10 protein-coding genes are annotated in these 16,564 nt (G+C 62.8%); 6 read left to right on the forward strand and 4 right to left on the reverse strand.

Going from position 1 to position 16,564, the window contains the following annotated elements; translation table 11 throughout:
• Genes EDC35_RS04200 through pomA form a run of 3 tightly spaced genes read right to left on the reverse strand, consistent with a single transcriptional unit; the run spans position 1 to position 2,234 of the window.
• On the reverse strand, positions 1–579 hold the full coding sequence (locus EDC35_RS04200) for a PilZ domain-containing protein (RefSeq protein ID WP_132975990.1): 579 nt from the start codon (positions 577–579) through the stop codon (positions 1–3).
• 17 nt (positions 580–596) lie between these two features.
• Positions 597–1,442 (reverse strand): type VI secretion system protein TssL, long form, encoded by an 846-nt coding sequence (tssL, locus tag EDC35_RS04205; protein WP_132975991.1) that lies wholly within the window; start codon positions 1,440–1,442, stop codon positions 597–599.
• Between the two features lie 30 nt (positions 1,443–1,472).
• Positions 1,473–2,234 (reverse strand): flagellar motor protein PomA, encoded by a 762-nt coding sequence (pomA, locus tag EDC35_RS04210; RefSeq protein WP_132975992.1) that lies wholly within the window; start codon positions 2,232–2,234, stop codon positions 1,473–1,475.
• Positions 2,235–2,428: 194 nt separating this feature from the next.
• On the opposite strand from pomA, the gene EDC35_RS04215 reads away from it, so the two are divergent.
• The 6 genes from EDC35_RS04215 to EDC35_RS04240 all read left to right on the forward strand — a co-directional run bounded on the left by EDC35_RS04215 (position 2,429) and on the right by EDC35_RS04240 (position 12,175).
• Entirely contained in the window at positions 2,429–4,504 is a 2,076-nt protein-coding gene (locus tag EDC35_RS04215; RefSeq protein WP_132975993.1) for a YgiQ family radical SAM protein, read from the forward strand.
• Between the two features lie 24 nt (positions 4,505–4,528).
• Positions 4,529–5,335 carry a SapC family protein gene (locus EDC35_RS04220; protein ID WP_132975994.1) on the forward strand — a complete coding sequence of 269 codons (807 nt, stop codon included), beginning with the start codon at positions 4,529–4,531 and terminating at the stop codon, positions 5,333–5,335.
• 104 nt (positions 5,336–5,439) lie between these two features.
• Positions 5,440–7,167, forward strand: coding sequence for a type I secretion system permease/ATPase (locus EDC35_RS04225; RefSeq protein WP_207896105.1), 1,728 nt, complete (start codon positions 5,440–5,442; stop codon positions 7,165–7,167).
• Between the two features lie 178 nt (positions 7,168–7,345).
• Complete coding sequence (locus EDC35_RS04230; RefSeq protein WP_132975995.1) at positions 7,346–8,683, forward strand: HlyD family type I secretion periplasmic adaptor subunit; 1,338 nt, start codon at positions 7,346–7,348, stop codon at positions 8,681–8,683.
• 27 nt (positions 8,684–8,710) lie between these two features.
• Positions 8,711–9,814: a glycosyltransferase family 2 protein gene (locus tag EDC35_RS04235; RefSeq protein ID WP_132975996.1), complete on the forward strand. Its 1,104-nt coding sequence runs from the start codon at positions 8,711–8,713 to the stop codon at positions 9,812–9,814.
• A 21-nt stretch (positions 9,815–9,835) separates the two neighbouring features.
• Positions 9,836–12,175 (forward strand): adenine nucleotide alpha hydrolase family protein, encoded by a 2,340-nt coding sequence (locus tag EDC35_RS04240; protein WP_132975997.1) that lies wholly within the window; start codon positions 9,836–9,838, stop codon positions 12,173–12,175.
• A gap of 35 nt (positions 12,176–12,210) precedes the next feature.
• On the opposite strand, the gene EDC35_RS04245 is transcribed toward EDC35_RS04240, so the two are convergent.
• The gene (locus EDC35_RS04245; RefSeq protein WP_132975998.1) at positions 12,211–16,551 is read right to left on the reverse strand and encodes a glycosyltransferase family protein; all 4,341 of its coding nucleotides are present in this window, start codon (positions 16,549–16,551) and stop codon (positions 12,211–12,213) included.
• Between the last annotated feature and the right edge of the window lie 13 nt (positions 16,552–16,564).

The following is a 16,564-nucleotide window of genomic DNA, read 5'->3' on the forward strand; positions in this document are numbered from 1 at the left end:
CTACCCGCGCGCGTCAGTCTCCGCTTCGAAATTGGCCTGCAGGCGTCGCCGTTGCAGTGCATGCACATGATGAATGATGGCCTCGCGATCGGCTTCGCGCAGATAGACGAATTCGAGCGCCGTGACCATGCCGATCTCTTCCGCGTCGCATTTGACGACGCGCGCGAGCGCCTTGACCCGACTGTGATCGGGAAAGAGCGCCAGACTGACATCGACCAGCGAGCCCATGGCAAAGCCTTCGTCTGATGCCAGACTCATCCCCTGCGCGCTGAGATTGACCGTATGACTGGGTTTGCCGGGAAAATCATCCCGATCGTCGATGGCGAAAGCAAGGATTTCGATCTGCCGCTCCAGCACCTCGATATAGCTGGCAACGGTGGGAAAACGGTTCTCCAGACTCCGGCGTTCCGGCAGATGCCGCTCACGCACGGCCCGCAATTCGTTGACCAGCCCGGCACGGGCGCTGGCGTCGTCAAAATTCGCAATCGCCGCCGCCTCGTCTGCGGCGGCGATGCCGACCAGCTTCAGGCCGACCTGATCGTCGATACGAAAATAGCGTCGTCTTTCCTGTTCCAGCATGGGGGGTGATCCTTGAATCATTGAACTGGACTGGTGCCTGCCGGTTCAGCGGCATCATTTAACGCGGCGTTGGCACCACGGTCGCCGAGCACGATGATCTCGACGCGCCGGTTTTTGGCCCGGCCCTCGGGCGTATCGTTCGGTTCCAGCGGACGATTGTCGGCATAGGCGCGAATCTCGACCCGCTCGTGCGCCACGCTGCCGCGCTCGGTCAGGGTGTCGGCGACCGCCGCCGCGCGCGCGCCCGAGAGGATCCAGTTGGAGGCAAACTCACGGGTCTGGATCGGGATATTGTCGGTGTGACCGGCGACCAGAATGCGTCCTTCCACCTGATTGAGCGCGTCGCTGATCTTCGTCAGCACCGCCATAAAGGCCTCATCGACCTTGGACGAGGCCGACGGAAAAGAGCCCTTCTCGCGGATGCGCACGATCACCTGATCGTCGATGGTGCTGACTTCCAGCAGCCCCTCTTTGATCTCCGTTTTCAGCGCCTCCTGGAGTTCCTCAGCCTTGTTTTCGGCGTCTTCGACCGCTGGATCCTTGATGTCGAGATATTGCTTGGAAGTGTCTGTCGTCTGCTGCTGAACCTGATTGAGCGGTGTGGGATCCGGCTGGGCCGACGAAAACTCCTGGGCGATGATGCTGGTGCCCATCGGAACCGCCATCGCGCTCTTGTCTTCACGCTGCACGCCGAAAGCGACCTGCATCGAGCCGGCGATCTGCTTGAATTTCAGCACATCCATTTCGGAAAAAGACAGCAGCAGCACGAAGAAGCACATCATCAGCGACATGAGGTCGGCGAAGGTCATGACCCATTCGGGGATGCCGGCGGGGCATTCGGGGCATTCGGTTTCTTCGTCCATCGTTGACCTCGTCTTGCGGTGTGGGTGCGCTCAGGTCTTGCTCGTGCTTTGCCGCTGGCTTTCGGGCAGATAGGCCATCAGCAGTTGCTCCAGCACGCGCGGATTCAGACCTTCCTGAATGCCCGAAATGGACTCAAGAATCAGCGTTTTAGCCAGCTTTTCCTCGTTGCTGCGCAGCTTGACCTTTTCGGCGATGGGCGTGGCGAACACATTGGCGATGGCCGCGCCATAGAGTGTGGTCAGGAGCGCCACGGCCATGGCGGGACCGATGGCCTTGGGGTCGGACATATTCGACAGCATCTGCACCAAGCCGATGAGCGTACCGATCATGCCCATGGCCGGCGCGACTTCGGCGGTCGCCTTGAAAACGCCGTAACCGGCCTCCTGCCGCTGAATCGTCAGATTGATGTCCTTCGACAGCACCTTGCGCACCACGTCCGGTTCGTGACCATCGACGCACATGCTGATGCCCACCTTGAGGAAGGGATGCGAGATCTCCTTTCCCTCCAGCGCCAGCAGCCCCTCTTTGCGGGCCACCGAGGCCAGATTCACGGCCTCTTCGATGAGCTTCTGCGGATCCGTGCTCTTAAACAGAAAGGCACCCATCGCGACCTTGAAGCTGCCGAGGAACTGGCCCATGGTGGTGCGGAACAGCACCACAAAGGCGGTGCCGCCAACGACGATGACGATTGAGGGGATATCGACGAATCCCATGACATCGCCGCCCAGCACAATGGCGCCGACCATGACGCCCATCGCGCCAACCAATCCCAACAGTGTCGCCAAATCCACGTCGTATCCTCGTTTGTCACCGCCGCGCGGCCAGTCGGACCACGGGGCACATCGCAAAAGCCGGGTTCATGTTCGGTGCTGACACCAGACCAGGCCAGCCAGCAAGGGCGCATTCTCGAACATCCCGTCGCACAGGTCCAGCCATCGTCATGGGTTTACAATAAAGCCTTCACACACGCCCGGCAGACGCCTTGATGACATCCGTACCCGATCTTTTTTCCTATCGCAAACACTGGGCCCACAAATTCGGCACCGCGCCCGAGCTGCCGATGTCGCGCGCCGAGATGGACCTGCTGGGTTGGGACAGTTGCGATGTCATCATCGTCACCGGCGACGCCTATATCGATCACCCTTCCTTCGGCATGGCCATCATCGGGCGTCTGCTGGAGGCGCAGGGCTTTCGGGTCGGGCTCATCGTCCAGCCGGACTGGACCTCGGTGGCCGATTTCCAGCATCTGGGGCGGCCCAATCTCTTTTTCGGCATCACCGCCGGCAACATGGATTCGATGGTCAACCGTTACACCGCCGACCGGCGCGCGCGCTCCGATGACGCCTACACCCCGGACGCCGCCCCCGGTCGCCGCCCGGATCGCTCGGTGACGGTTTATGCCCAGCGTGCCCGCGAAGCCTTCAAAGGGGTGCCCATCGTCATCGGTGGCATCGAGGCTAGTCTGCGCCGCATCGCCCATTTCGATTACTGGTCCGAGACCGTGCGCCGTTCGGTGCTGGTCGATGCCAAGGCTGATCTGCTGCTCTTCGGCAACGCCGAGCGTGCGCTGGTCGAACTGGCGCACCGGCTGGCGCGCGGTGAACCCATCGGCGAGATCCGCGACCTGCGCGGCACCGCCTTCATGCGCCGCGACCAGCCCGAAGGCTGGACCCTGATCGACTCGACCCAGCTCGACACGCCGGGACCGCTCAAGATCCACAACGATCCCTACGAAGACGACCCGCGCTGCGATGACCGCGCCGTCGGGGTGCCGGTCGTCGCGCCCGTGCCGCGCGCCACGCGTGACAAAACCGTGATCCGGCTGCCGTCTTACGAGCAGGTGCGCGACGATCCGGTGCTCTATGCCCATGCCTCGCGCGTCTTCCATCTGGAGACCAATCCGGGCAACGCGCGCGCCCTGGTCCAGGCCCACGGCGAGCGCGAGGTCTGGCTCAACCCGCCGCCGATCCCGCTCACCAGCTCCGAACTCGACCGGCTGCATGAACTGCCCTTCACCCGCCGCCCGCATTCGAGCTATGGCGAGGCGCGTCTGCCGGCCTGGGAGATGATCCGGCACTCGGTCATCATCCTGCGCGGCTGTTTCGGCGGCTGCACCTTCTGCTCCATTACCGAGCATGAGGGGCGCATCATCCAGAACCGCTCCGAGGACTCCATCCTGCGCGAGATCGGCGAGGTCCGCGACCGCGCGCCCGGCTTCACCGGCACCATCTCGGATCTGGGCGGGCCTTCGGCCAACATGTGGCGTCTCGGCTGCCGCGACCCGCGCATCGAAGCGGCCTGCCGCAAACTCTCCTGTGTCTATCCCGACATCTGTCGCAACCTCAACACCGACCACGGCCCGTTAATTCAGCTCTACCGCAAGGCGCGCGCCGTGCCTGGCATCAAGCGCGTACTCATCGCCTCGGGTCTGCGCTACGATCTCGCCATGCGCTCGCCGGCCTATATCCGCGAGCTGGTTACGCACCATGTCGGCGGTTATCTCAAGATCGCCCCCGAACACACCGAGCCGGGCCCGCTCGGCAAGATGATGAAGCCCGGCATCGGCATCTTCGACCGCTTCAAGGAACTCTTCGACCGCTATTCGCGCGAGGCCGGCAAGGAGCAGTATCTGATCCCCTATTTCATCGCCGGTCATCCGGGGACGACCGACGTTGATATGCTCAATCTCGCCGTCTGGCTCAAGCGGCACAAGCTGCGGCTCGATCAGGTCCAGTCCTTCCTGCCCACGCCGCTGGCCATCGCCACCGCCATGTATTACACCGGGCGCAATCCGCTGCAACGGGTGACGCGCCAGTCCGAAGCGGTGCCTGTGGTGCGTGGGATGCGGCAGCGTCGCCTGCAGAAGGCCTTTCTGCGCTATCACGACCCCGAGAACTGGCCGCTGTTGCGTCAGGCGCTCAAGGACATGGGCCGCGCCGATCTCATCGGCAACGGCAAACGCCATCTGGTGCCGGGGTTTCAGCCTGTCGGCACGGGCGGTGTGTCGGAGGGACAGCGGCGAGCCGCGCCAAAAAATACCGGCCTCAAGCGCCGTCGGTAATCACCATTGAAAAAAGGATCCATCATGCCAAGCATCGCCGCCATTTCACGCGAACGTCATGCCGACAAAGTATGGAAACGTTTCGTTTCCTACGACTTCGCCCGCCCGTCCTCCCTTGCGCCGCTGGTCGCCGCCGAGATTCCCAAGGCCGCGATGAGCATGCCGCTGGCCTTCATCCGTCAGGGCGAAGGTTATGTGCCGGTGGCGCTCATGGGGCTGGAGCCGGGCAAAAATCTGCTGGTTGCCCCGGATGGCCGCTGGCTGGGACGCTATGTGCCATCGGCGCTGCGCGGCTATCCCTTCAGTCTGGCCAGAACGGAAGGGGAGACGCTGGTGCTCTGCATTGACGAAGACAGCGGTCTGGTGAGCGACGGTGCCGAAGGCGAACCCTTTTTTGACGCCGAGGGCCAGCCCGCTGCCGGCCTGAGTCAGGTGATGGACTTTCTGCAGCAGATCGAGCGCAATCGCGGTGCGACCGCCATCGCCTGTGCGGCGCTTGCCGAGCAGGATCTCATTCGCCCCTGGCCCATCACACTCAAAGGCGAAGCGGGCGAACGTCAGATTGAAGGTATCTTGCAGATCGACGAGGCCGCGCTCAATCAACTGCCTGACGATGCCTTTCCGAGCCTGCGTCGCGCGGGGGCGCTGCCGCTCGCCTATTGTCAGTTGCTCTCGATGCAGCATTTGGCCATGCTGGGTGAACTGGCCAGCGCCCATGCCCGTCCGCCGCAGCCGCAGCCGCAGCCGCAGCCGGCTCGTCCGTTCAGCGGTTTTGCCTTGCCGGAAGATGGCCTGTTGCAGTTTGACTGGAACCAATCCAGCGCCGGATGAGTCCATTCAGGCGCCATTCTGCGCTATACTCAGCCCCCTGCAATTAAGACGCGACGAGTCATGGTCGCGTCTTCATCCTCTCGCCACCAATCGGTTCACTATTCGTGAAAGCCATCGACCGTCCTCAAGACGAATTGCGTGCCGCGCTTCAGGCCAGCCGCAACTCCTTTCTCTTCGCCGGATTGTTCAGCCTCTTCATCAATCTGCTGATGTTGGTGCCCTCTCTCTACATGCTCCAGGTCTACGACCGGGTGCTGGCAAGCAGCAGCGCCTCGACGCTGGTGATGCTGACCATCCTGGTGGTCGGTCTGTTCGCAGTCATGGGCGTGCTGGAGCTGCTGCGTGCGCGGATTCTGGTGCGGGTCAGCGCACGTCTGGACATGCTGCTGAACGGACGTCTGTTCACCGCCATGTTCGACGCCAAACTGCGCGACGGTCGCGGCACCGGTTCGCAGCCGATCGACGATCTCACCAATCTGCGCCAGTTCCTGACCGGCAACGGACTCTTCGCCTTCTTCGACGTGCCCTGGATGCCGATCTATATCGCCGTGCTCTTCCTCATGCATCCCTGGTTCGGCTGGTTTGCGATCGGCGGTGCCCTGCTGCTCTTCGCCCTCGCCACCGCCAACGAGATCACAACCCGTCAGCCGCTCGGCAAGGCCAACGCCATTGCCATCGGCGCGCGCAATTATCTCGGCGGCAACCTGCGCAACGCCGAGGCCATGGAGGCCATGGGCATGCTCGGGCGCGTCCATCAGCGCTGGTTCGCCCGTCATCGCGAGGTGCTCAAACTCCAGGCGCTGGCCAGTGATCGCGCCGGTCTGCTGTCGAACGCCAGCAAGGTTCTGCGCGTCACGCTCCAGTCGCTGACCCTGGGGCTGGGCGCCTATCTGGTGATCACCCATGTCTCGACGCCGGGGATCATGATCGCCTCATCAATCCTCCTCGGTCGCGCCATGGCTCCGGTCGATATGCTGATCGGCGGCTGGAAAGGCTTTCTGTCCGCGCGCTCGGCCTATAAACGTCTGCATGATCTGCTGCTCGCGATTCCCGAGCGCCCGCGCTTCATGAGCCTGCCGGCCCCGGATGGTTCGCTCACAGTCGATGGCGTGCTGGCCGCTCCGCCTGGCTCCAACGTGCCCGTGCTGCGCGGCGTCCGCTTCGATATCGCCGCTGGTGAGATCGTCGGCGTCATCGGCCCGAGCGCTGCCGGCAAATCGAGCCTGGCGCGCGTGGTGCTTGGCGTCTGGCCCATCGCCGCCGGCAAGGTGCGACTGAGCGGCGCGGACATCAGCCACTGGAATCGCGAGGAACTCGGCCCCTACATCGGCTATCTGCCGCAGGACATTGAGCTGTTCGACGGCACGGTCGGCGAAAACATCGCCCGCTTCGGCGAGGTCGATCCCGAGCAGGTGGTCGCCGCCGCCCAACGCGCCCAGGTCCATGACATGATCCTGCATCTGCCCAAGGGCTACGACACCCCCATCGGCGAGGGCGGCGCCGTGCTCTCCGGCGGTCAGCGTCAGCGCATCGGTCTCGCCCGCGCCATGTATGGCAAGCCGGTGCTGGTCGTGCTCGACGAGCCCAATTCAAATCTGGACGATCAGGGCGAGGCCGCGCTGGTCAAGGCCATCGCCCAGCTCAAGGCGGACGGCGCCACCGTGCTCATCATCACCCACCGGCCCAGCGTGCTGAACTCGGTCGATAAGATCCTGGTGCTGCGCGAAGGTCAGGTTGAAGTTTTCGGCCCCCGCGATCAGGTGCTGGCCCAGTTCGCCCGTCCGACGGCGGTTGCGCGTCCCGCCACGCTGACCGCCCAGGCCGCCATGTAGGATGGGTAGAGCGCAGCGAAACCCATCGCCCCGCCGATCAGACAGGATTAACAGGATTAAAAACAATAATTTGAAAAATCCTTTCAATCCTCGAAAATCCTGTTAATCCTGTCAAAATTGATCGATTGCAGCGAAATCCATCACCCCAAATCCAATCAGGCATCTGAATCAACGAACGATGGACATCACAGTCATTCCCCGTCGCGTCGATGAAACCGACGACGCGCCCGTCCCGACCAGCGACCGACCCGAGCGCATCGCCGGGCTGCTCGTGCTGCTTGTGGCCTTCGGCGGCTTCGGTCTCTGGGCCGCCTTTGCTCCTCTCGATGGTGCCGCTGTCGCTCCCGGTGTGGTTGCGGTTGAATCCGCCCGCAAGACCATCCAGCATCTCGATGGCGGCACCGTCAGCGAGATCCTGGTGCGCGAAGGCGACCGAGTCGCCGCTGGCGACATCATCATCCGTCTCGACGACACCCAGGCCAGCGCCCAGCTCGAAATCGCCCGCGGTCAGTATCTCTCGCTGCGCACTCAGGAAGCACGGCTGGTGGCTGAACGTGACGACCTGCCTGACATCGCGTTTCCGGACGAGCTGCTCACCGCCAAAGACGACCCGCGTATCCGCGAGGCCATCACCGGCGAAGAGCGCGTCTTCGATGCCCGCCGCAAATCGTTGATTGGCGAGCAGGCGGTGCTCAAGCAGCGCAGCGAACAGCTTCAGGAGCAGATTCGCGGGCTGACCGCACTCGCCGACAGCAAGACCAAGCGCATCAATCTCTATCAGGAAGAAATCGAAGGTCTGCACAAACTCTTCGAGAAAGGACTCGGCGACAAAAGCCGTCTGCGCGAATGGGAACGTCTGTCGGCTGAATTGCAGGGCGAGCGCGGCGAGCATCAGTCAGCCATCGCCAGCGCCCAGGTTCAGATCGGCGAGACCGAGATTCAGGCCGCCCAGTTGAAGCGGCGTTTCACCAGCGAGGTCGTCACCGAATTGCGCGACGTGGAAACCAAGCTCGCCGATCTGCGCGAACGTATACGCGCCCTGCAACAGACACTTGAACGCACGGTGGTCAAGGCACCCGTTGCCGGCGCCGTCGTCGGCACCAGCGTCCATACCATTGGCGGTGTCATCCGTCCCGGCGAAAAAATCCTCGACATCGTGCCCGAAAACGAGTCCTTCATCGTCGAAGCCCAGGTCCAGCCTGTTGACATTGACCGCGTGTCGCCCGGACTGGAAGCCGATCTGCACATGAGCGCCTTCAACACCCGCACCACACCCGTCATCCCCGGCAAGGTGCTGACCGTCTCGGCGGATCGTCTGGTCGATCAGGCCACCAACCGACCCTATTATCTCGCCCGCATTCAGGTCACACCCGAAGGCATGGATAAACTCAAGGGACGCACACTCCAGGCCGGCATGCCCGTTGATGCCATGATCAAGACCGGCGAACGCACCTTCTTCGACTATCTCATCCGTCCCATCACGGATCGGCTGGCGCATGCGTTCAGGGAGGAGTGATGGGGCCAGGCGAGGGCGCGCGGATACATGATCGCGGTCATCGTCATCAATTATCGCCAGACAGCCGTGACTCTGGCCTGTCTACAATCGCTTGATGCCCATGCCGAGACGGACTTTCATCTGTTCCTGGTGGACAACGCGGCGGATGACCGCTCGCACGCCGCGCTGACTGACTGGATCGCCTCGCGCACGGGCGATCCGTCAGGGATCACGCTGTTGAGCAACGCCGACAACCTCGGTTTTGCCGGGGGCTGCAATCAGGCGCTCGACATCATCCTGGCGGACGAGCGATTCAACGCCATCGCCCTGCTCAATAATGACACTCTGATCGAACCCGGCTGGCTGCTGAACCTGTCAGCGCCTCTCGATCCGTCTCGCCGCATCGGCATGGTGGCCGGGCGCATGATGGATCTCGCGCACCCCGAGCGCATCGACAGTCTCGGCATCGTGTTCTACCGTTCCGGCATCGCCTCCAATCGCAAGGACATGCGCACCCCGCTGCTTGGTCCCTGTGGCGGCGCGGCCCTCTATAGCGCCGACCTGCTGCGGGCCGTGCGCGCCATCGATGGTGCGGTCTTCGACCCAGCCTTTTTCTGTTATGCCGAGGACACCGACCTCGCCCTGCGCGCCCGCGCACTGGGTTATACCTGCGCCTTCGCCGATGACGCCGTGCTACGACACCACGGCAGTCTCTCATCGGGCGGCGGCTTCAACGAATTCGTCGCCTATCAGGGGCTGCGCAATTCGCTCTTCGCGTTGCTCAAATCGCTTCCGGCGGGATTCCTCTGGCGCAATCTCGGCTGGATCCTGCTGATGCAGTGCGCCGTCACGGTGAAATATCTCATCAAAGGCAAACCCGGTCTGGTGTGGCGGATCTATCGTGACCTGATCCGGGGGCTGCCGCGCGTGCTGCGCCAGCGTCGGCGGATTCAGGCCGCCATGATCGCTCCGCGCGATGACTGGCAGCGCTGGACCTGCCTCCGCTTTTATGATCGCGCCTATGTGCGGCATGGGCTTCGCACCCTGCACCGGCGCGATATACTGGCGGCGCATCCCGTATCAGGAGAGGCTGACCAGCGAAGCGATGCACATCAGGATTGGCAGGCGCCGTCTTCCGGCGCTGGACGGTAATTTTTGCAGGGGTGATCGAAGATGGGATTGTTTGTCATGGTGGCCGGTCTCGCCGACCAGGAAATCGAACGCGAACTGCCCATGCTGGAGATGCTGCTGCATTTTCAATACGACATCCGTTCGGTGCATCGGCTGCGCCCTGGCCTCTGTCTCCTGCACTATGCCAAGGACAATTACTTTTATACCGCCGGGGATCAGGAGTTCGTCAGAACCGATGATTCAGGCGCGATCCGCTCGATCACCCTGCTGCAGGGCTATGCCTGGCGCAACGACAGCCGGACCGGCAGCCGCCCCCTGAGCGCAGCGCAGATCGCCGACCTGATCGCCGAGGCCGATCAGGATGCCGCAGCGGTGCGCGCCCGTCTCAACGGTGAGTACGCCATCCTGCATCTCCAGGCTGATGGTTCCTGTCTGGCCTTCAACGATCTGCTCGGTATCGAGCATATCTATGTCTGCCAGCGGCGGGGGTTGACGATCCTCGCCAATCGGGTCGCGCTGGCTGCCCATCTGGCCGGGGATCATGACTGGGACATCCCGAATCTGCTCTGGCTCCCGCTCGTCGGTTACCGGATCGGCGAGGGCACCCGTTCGCCCCAGGTGCGCATGATGCCGCAGGGCGCTCACATCAGGATCCGGGACGGTCAACTGGCGATCCGCGAGGATCCCTGCTTCATGGTCCGCGACTTTCCTGATCGCGCAACCCTGCGCAACGACGACGATCTGTTCGAGCGTATCGTCGCGCGTGGTATCGATGCCTCGCTGGCCAGCCTGACCGCCACCTTTGATCACGACGGCCCCATCGTCCTGCCGATCACTGGCGGCAAGGACTCGCGCCTGGGGCTGGCCTTTGCGCTCCAGGTCTTTCCGGTTGAGCGGCTGCGTCTCTTCACCAACGGCAGCGACGATCATCCCGACGTGATCGTCGGTCGGATGGTTGCCGAGCGCCTGGGACTCCCGCATGAAACACGTCAGCCGGCACCAGTGCGCGACACCACGCAGGATGCAAACGACCTGTTGCGGCGTCTGGCGATTCATGCCTTTCAAAACGATGGGATGTTTGGCGCCTGGGATCTCAAGGCCCATCCACGCGCGGGCAATGGTGTCATCTCGGCCGGATTCGTCGGCGGCGTCTTCAAGGGCTATCTGCCCAGGCCCTTTCACTTCGATGCCTTGCCAGATCCCGCTCAGTTCATCGCCTCGCATGGCCCCTACGATCCGCTCAAGCTGTTTCGGCCCGGCGCGCGTGAGCCATTCGATCAGACACTGCGTGAGCGTTTCGCGAATTATTGCGTCTGCACGAACGACTACAACGACATCCCTGACCTGCTGCACCTCAAAGAGCGCCTTCCCAACTGGTTTGGCGGCGCCCGGCGACTCGACGCCTACAGTAACCAGGTCGTCAATATTCTCAATAACGAATATCTGATCAAGCTGGCCTTTGCGCTCGACTATCGTGAACGTCAGCAGCATGTCATTCATTTCCGTTTGCTGCGTCAACTGGCGCCACAGTTGCTTGATGTCCCCTTCGCCGCTCAGTCCTGGAATCCCGAACTGAAGCGCCACGGTGCCGACCCTCGAATATTCAGAGAGCCGGTCACCGCCCCACCGACCACGCCGCTCCACGGCAGTTGGCAATATACGATCAACCGGAACCCGGATTTTCGCTTGCAGTTGCGCGAGTTGTTTGGCGCCTTCCCCAACTCGCCAATCTGGGATTATCTGGATCGGGATGCGTTGCTCGCAAAACTGACGCAAACCGATTTCAGCATGCAGCCACTCATCAGCCTCTACGGACTCTGCACCGTTTTCATGGCCGTCCACGCGTATTGGCTACCGCTCAAGATGGCAGCCCAGGATGGACGTCCGGATCCGAATATCGTCCGAGTCCGCAATCCATTGACAAAAGACACCTACCGACTGCGTGGCGAGCAACTGGAAATCTGCCAGGATGTGCCGGATCAGCCGGCCATCCATTCCATCTGTACGCACCTCATGACCGGCAGCGCTCCGACTAAACCGGCTGCCGCCGCTCCGCCAATCGACAACAAGGTTGCGCCAGCCGACGAGGGTTACGTTGATCGCGTTCAGGGCAATATCGTCACCGGCTGGGCCTGGCATCCAGCCAATCCCGACGCGCGCGTGCAGATCGATGTCATCGACCCCGCTACAGGTCAATGGCTCGACGACTTCGTCGCCGACACCTTCCGTGGCGATCTGTTACGGGCGGGCAAAGGCGACGGACGTTATGCCTTTCGTTACGATCTGCAACGGATTCGCGAACGGCTGACCGGTTCCGTGGTTGCTTTTCGTATCAAAGACAGCGGATTCGAACTCAAGCGTTCACCGGTCACGCTTGCATAACCACCCGAGCGCGCGAACGACTGGCCGAATTGCCTTCACCAGGGAATGGCGCGCTCCGCATCCAGCGCACGCGTGACCTCCAGGATCGTCTGTGCCCGATGGTCGAAGGTGTGTCCGGCGAGGATCCGGGCGCGCGCCTCCTCGCGTCGCGCGGCGAGACGTCCCGGGTCGGCCAGCAGCTCGCCAACCCGCGCCTTGAGTCCCGCCGGCGTATCGTCATAGGTCGCGACCGCCTCCCCGAAGACATCCCCGAGCCCTTCGACTGTATCCGAAAGCACCGCCGCCCCGCAGGCGGCGGCGTCGAACAGACGGTTGGAGAGAAAACCCTGTTCGCGCATACCCGGCCAGTGGTCATTGAGCAGCACCTGACAACGGCTGTAATAGGTGCGCAGGCGCTCGTTGGGGACATGCTCGCCGCGCAGCGCAGCGCCTGGAATCAGCTTTTCCCAGCGTGTGCCATAGACGCTCAGCGGCAGACCGGCCTTTAACGCATCGCGCACGATAGGGCGGAACTGCCTGCGCGAATTGCCGACGAACAAGACCTCGTGCGCCGGAACGGTCTCATCCGGATCAGGATAGAAGATGGTCGGATCGGTGCATTGCAGCAGCGCCGTCACCGGCACACGCAGACGCGCGCTCAACTGCCCGGCCCAGCGCTGCGAGGCGACGAAGACATGGTCGTAGCCCTCGTATTCGGCATCCGTCACCTTGTCGGGATGGCTGATGTTCCACATCAGATTGATGTGGTCGGGGCGCGGCTCATAGACGCTCAGACCCCGCAGCACCAGCACCACATCATCGCCGAAGCCCTCGTCACGATACCATTCGGGCAGGATGTCGATCCTCACCCCGTAACCCGCGCGCACCAGCGCCCGTTGCAGGGCGCGCGCGAAATGATAGTCGCCCCATTCTTGAACCGTGTCCCAGGCGGGGGCGGGCACCTTGATGGCAAACCGCAGACGCTCGCGGCTCCAGTTCGCGAGCAGATCGCGCAACTCGCGGGCGCGATTGGCATAGGTGTGATGCGCCAGCACCTGTTCGCGCAACTGGCGGGTGAGCGCGATCCGCTGCTCGGGATGGTCGAGATAGGTGCGCAACTGCTGTTCGAGTTCAGCCCGGTCGCGATAGGTCGGCAGCAACCCGCCGAATACCTCTTCGGCCCCCGCGACGCCGTTGGTGATGGTCAGGACGCCGCTGGCAAGCGCATCGAAGACCCGGCTGTTGACCGAGGCCCAGGGTTTGGTGACATGGTTGGCGTCGTCCACCAGCAGACGGGTCTGACGGTAGACCGCCGGCAGTTCGTGATAGGGCAGAAAACCCTTCCAATAGGGTTTGAACTGCGGATGTTTGTCCCAGCCCTGCCCATAGAGGGCGAAGGTCCAGGGCAACTGACGCGGATCGAGCGCCTCAATCTCGCGTTCGGCATTCCAGTGACTGCCGGTGAAGCAGTAATCGATTTCTTTGCGCGCATCGGCGAGCGTGATCGCATCGGCGGCTGTCTCGCCACTGTCCAGCGGACTGAAACGGGCCGGATTACAGGCGATCCGCAGCACCTGTGCATCCTTGCCGTTGACCTCGCGGATGTAGTCGGCAGCCTTGCGCGAGGAACAGAGAAAGAGATCGTAATCATCGAACCAGGGGCGGTCGGCCCAGCGCTCGAACCAGTTGCGCATCCAGGCGATACGGATCAGACCCGGTTTGCGGTCATGAGTCGTGCGCAGATCATATTGATCGACCATCACGATCAGGATGTCGATTCCGCTCAGATCGTAGCAATCCTGCGCCCGATCACGCAGCGCCAGAAAGCGGCACTCCCAGCCACATTCCGAAGCCAGCGCCCCGGCCAGCTCCAGGGCCGTGAAATAATCCCCGGCGGCGGTCTCGGCATGGGCCTCGGTCACGATGAATCCGACCGTTGGCGGGGCATCGTTCCAGGCCGGATCGGGATCGAAACGATCGATGCGTATCCGCCGCTTGAGCGCATAGCCGAAACGCTGCCTGAAGGTTGCGATATTGCCCAGACGACGCTTGCGCACCGCCTGCGAGCGATCACGCTGCTGGGTCGCGCTTTCGTTATGGATGGCGCTGACCCGTCCCAGCAGGATGCACTCGCGACCCTGCCGCCGATATGTCAGGCAGAGGTCCACATCCTCGTAGCCATACTGATAGGCCTCATGGAAACCACCCAGCGCCAAAAATTCATCACGTCGGCACAGGAGCGCCGCCGCCGTCACCGCCGACATGCGCCAGGCCTCGCCGCCCCGCTCGATTTCACCCCGGAGGTTGTGAGGGCGGTAGAAGGCGAATTGACGATCCTCATGAAAACGGATCCCGGCATGCTGGATTTCGCCCGGAAACTGCGCATGGTCATCTGGATAGAGCAGCTTGAATCCGACCACGCCGATCAGCGGATCCTGCAGGGCGCGCAGACCGGTTTCGATGATCTCGGCGCTGGTCAGGACGATGTCGTTGTTCAACAGCAGCAGGGTCGGATAGCGCGCCTCGCGAGCGGCAAAATTATTGGATTCGGCATAGCTGCGGTTTTCCTTCAGGGCAAAGATCCGCAGCGGCAGAATCCGCGCCCAGGTCTCCAGCACGCGCGCGCTGTGATCGGTTGAGGCATGATCGACGATGAGGATTTCGTGCGGCACGCTCGTCAGATGCTGCTTCAGCGAGGCGCATAACGCCTCCAGCAGGGCCGCGCCGTTGCGGTTCAGAATGATGATCGACACACCGCTCTGACGGATCGCATCCGGTAAATCCGCCGGCAACGGATAGGTCAGATCCCGCTGCGGCGCACGCTCAGGCCCATTGAGCGTCTCCGCTGCGCGCGGCAACGACACCAGGGTCAGATCGCGGCGTCCCTGTTGCCATTGCCGCGCCTGAGTGAAAATGGATTGCAGATGATCGACCGCCAGCGGGCCGCGCCGACGCCATAACAGAACCTCGACCGCCCGTACCAGCCGATCACCGATCCGCCAGCGCCAGGAAGCCAGGGTTGCCCGCAGATCCAGTTCGGCGGCGTTCATCCAGTCCTGCAGCCGGGCAAGATCACGTGCCTGACGCTGCAACTGTTGCTCGGCCTGAGCGAGCATCTGTGTCAGACGCACGATACGATCATCCGGCGGATCGATCAGGGTCGTCTCCGTTTGGTGCAGTGGCGCTGTTGAAGTCGCCCTCGCAACCTGCCCCGCTTCCCAACGCACGCGCTCCTGTTCATTCTGACGTGCCTGCGCCGCGAAGGCATCCCAAGCCTTTTCGGCCTCTGTCAGTTGATTGGCCAGCGCCGCGCGGTCCATTTCGCCCTGACGTGCCTGCGCCGCCAGCGCATTCCGAAACCGTTCGGCCTCTGCCAGTTGACCAGCCAGCGCCGCGCGGGCCATCTCGCCTTGATGAGCCTGAACAGCCAGATCGTTCAATCTCTGCTCGGCGGCCCGCAGTTGTTCAGTCAACGACGCCCGTTGAGCCTCGCCGTTTGCGATCTGCGCGTGCGCCGCAGCCAGCAGTGACTCGCGTTCATCGACCTCCTGCCGCAGACGGAGGGTTTGCCAGACTGCCTGCCAATGCGCGGCGTCCAGCGTCTCGATCCAATGTCGCTGAGTCAATGAGAGCCGCAGCTCGGCAATCAGACGGCCAAAATCACGCTCCTGTTCGCGGTGGACAGGGTACAGAAGCCCCATTCCTCCCCAGCCAGGCCATGTCAGCATCGCTAATGACGACTGCGCGGACTGCGCAAGAAAATCCTCCACCGCCGTCAGCACGCCATTCAGCACACCGCCTTCGACGCTGGCGTGGCAGCGATCTGCGTACAGCCCGACCTCTGGCGCAAGCTCGGGCGCACCCGGCATCAGACCCAGACGCTGCCAGGGTTGCCTGAACCCTTCGGGAATCAGCTCCGGTTCGACATAGCCATCGCGGCGTCCGTAGGGCCAGCCGATTCCAGACAGAAACACCAGCGGAAAGGCGCGCCCGGCGCCAGCGGCGGTCTTGCCGATCAGGGTCAGGGTGTGGAAGACGCTGTACCAGTTGGGGTCGCCGTCAAGGATGACGGCGTCCAGATCGTCAAGACGCCACAGCACATTCAGGCCCGGATCGGGATGGAGACGCACGCCCTCCCGATCCCGATTCCCGCACACCGGGTGCCGGTCTGTACCGATCAGATCCAGCCGCCCGCCTGCCCCGCGACAATAATCAATCAGTTCATCAATGATCGTCGATGCGCCAATGACCGCCACCCGCCGCGCGTTGACCGCATGCAGCGCTGGTGCAATCGCCACCCGCCACCAGCCGTCTTCCGTCTTCTGTCCAGTCGAAAGACCGGTGGGCTCGTTCAGACCAAACATGGGGTCATCCTGATCGGGTTGCGTATTCGTCATGGGGCGATGACGC

The organism is Thiobaca trueperi (genome assembly GCF_004342175.1).
GTDB lineage: Bacteria > Pseudomonadota > Gammaproteobacteria > Chromatiales > Chromatiaceae > Thiobaca > Thiobaca trueperi.

Bases quoted from the DNA above. Each gene is read 5' to 3' on its own strand.
- EDC35_RS04200 (WP_132975990.1), bottom strand. From the start codon at position 579: ATGCTGGAACAGGAAAGACGACGCTATTTTCGTATCGACGATCAGGTC.
- tssL (WP_132975991.1), bottom strand. From the start codon at position 1,442: ATGGACGAAGAAACCGAATGCCCCGAATGCCCCGCCGGCATCCCCGAA.
- EDC35_RS04240 (WP_132975997.1), top strand. From the start codon at position 9,836: ATGGGATTGTTTGTCATGGTGGCCGGTCTCGCCGACCAGGAAATCGAA.
- EDC35_RS04235 (WP_132975996.1), top strand. From the start codon at position 8,711: ATGATCGCGGTCATCGTCATCAATTATCGCCAGACAGCCGTGACTCTG.
- EDC35_RS04220 (WP_132975994.1), top strand. From the start codon at position 4,529: ATGCCAAGCATCGCCGCCATTTCACGCGAACGTCATGCCGACAAAGTA.
- EDC35_RS04215 (WP_132975993.1), top strand. From the start codon at position 2,429: ATGACATCCGTACCCGATCTTTTTTCCTATCGCAAACACTGGGCCCAC.
- EDC35_RS04230 (WP_132975995.1), top strand. From the start codon at position 7,346: ATGGACATCACAGTCATTCCCCGTCGCGTCGATGAAACCGACGACGCG.
- EDC35_RS04245 (WP_132975998.1), bottom strand. From the start codon at position 16,551: ATGACGAATACGCAACCCGATCAGGATGACCCCATGTTTGGTCTGAAC.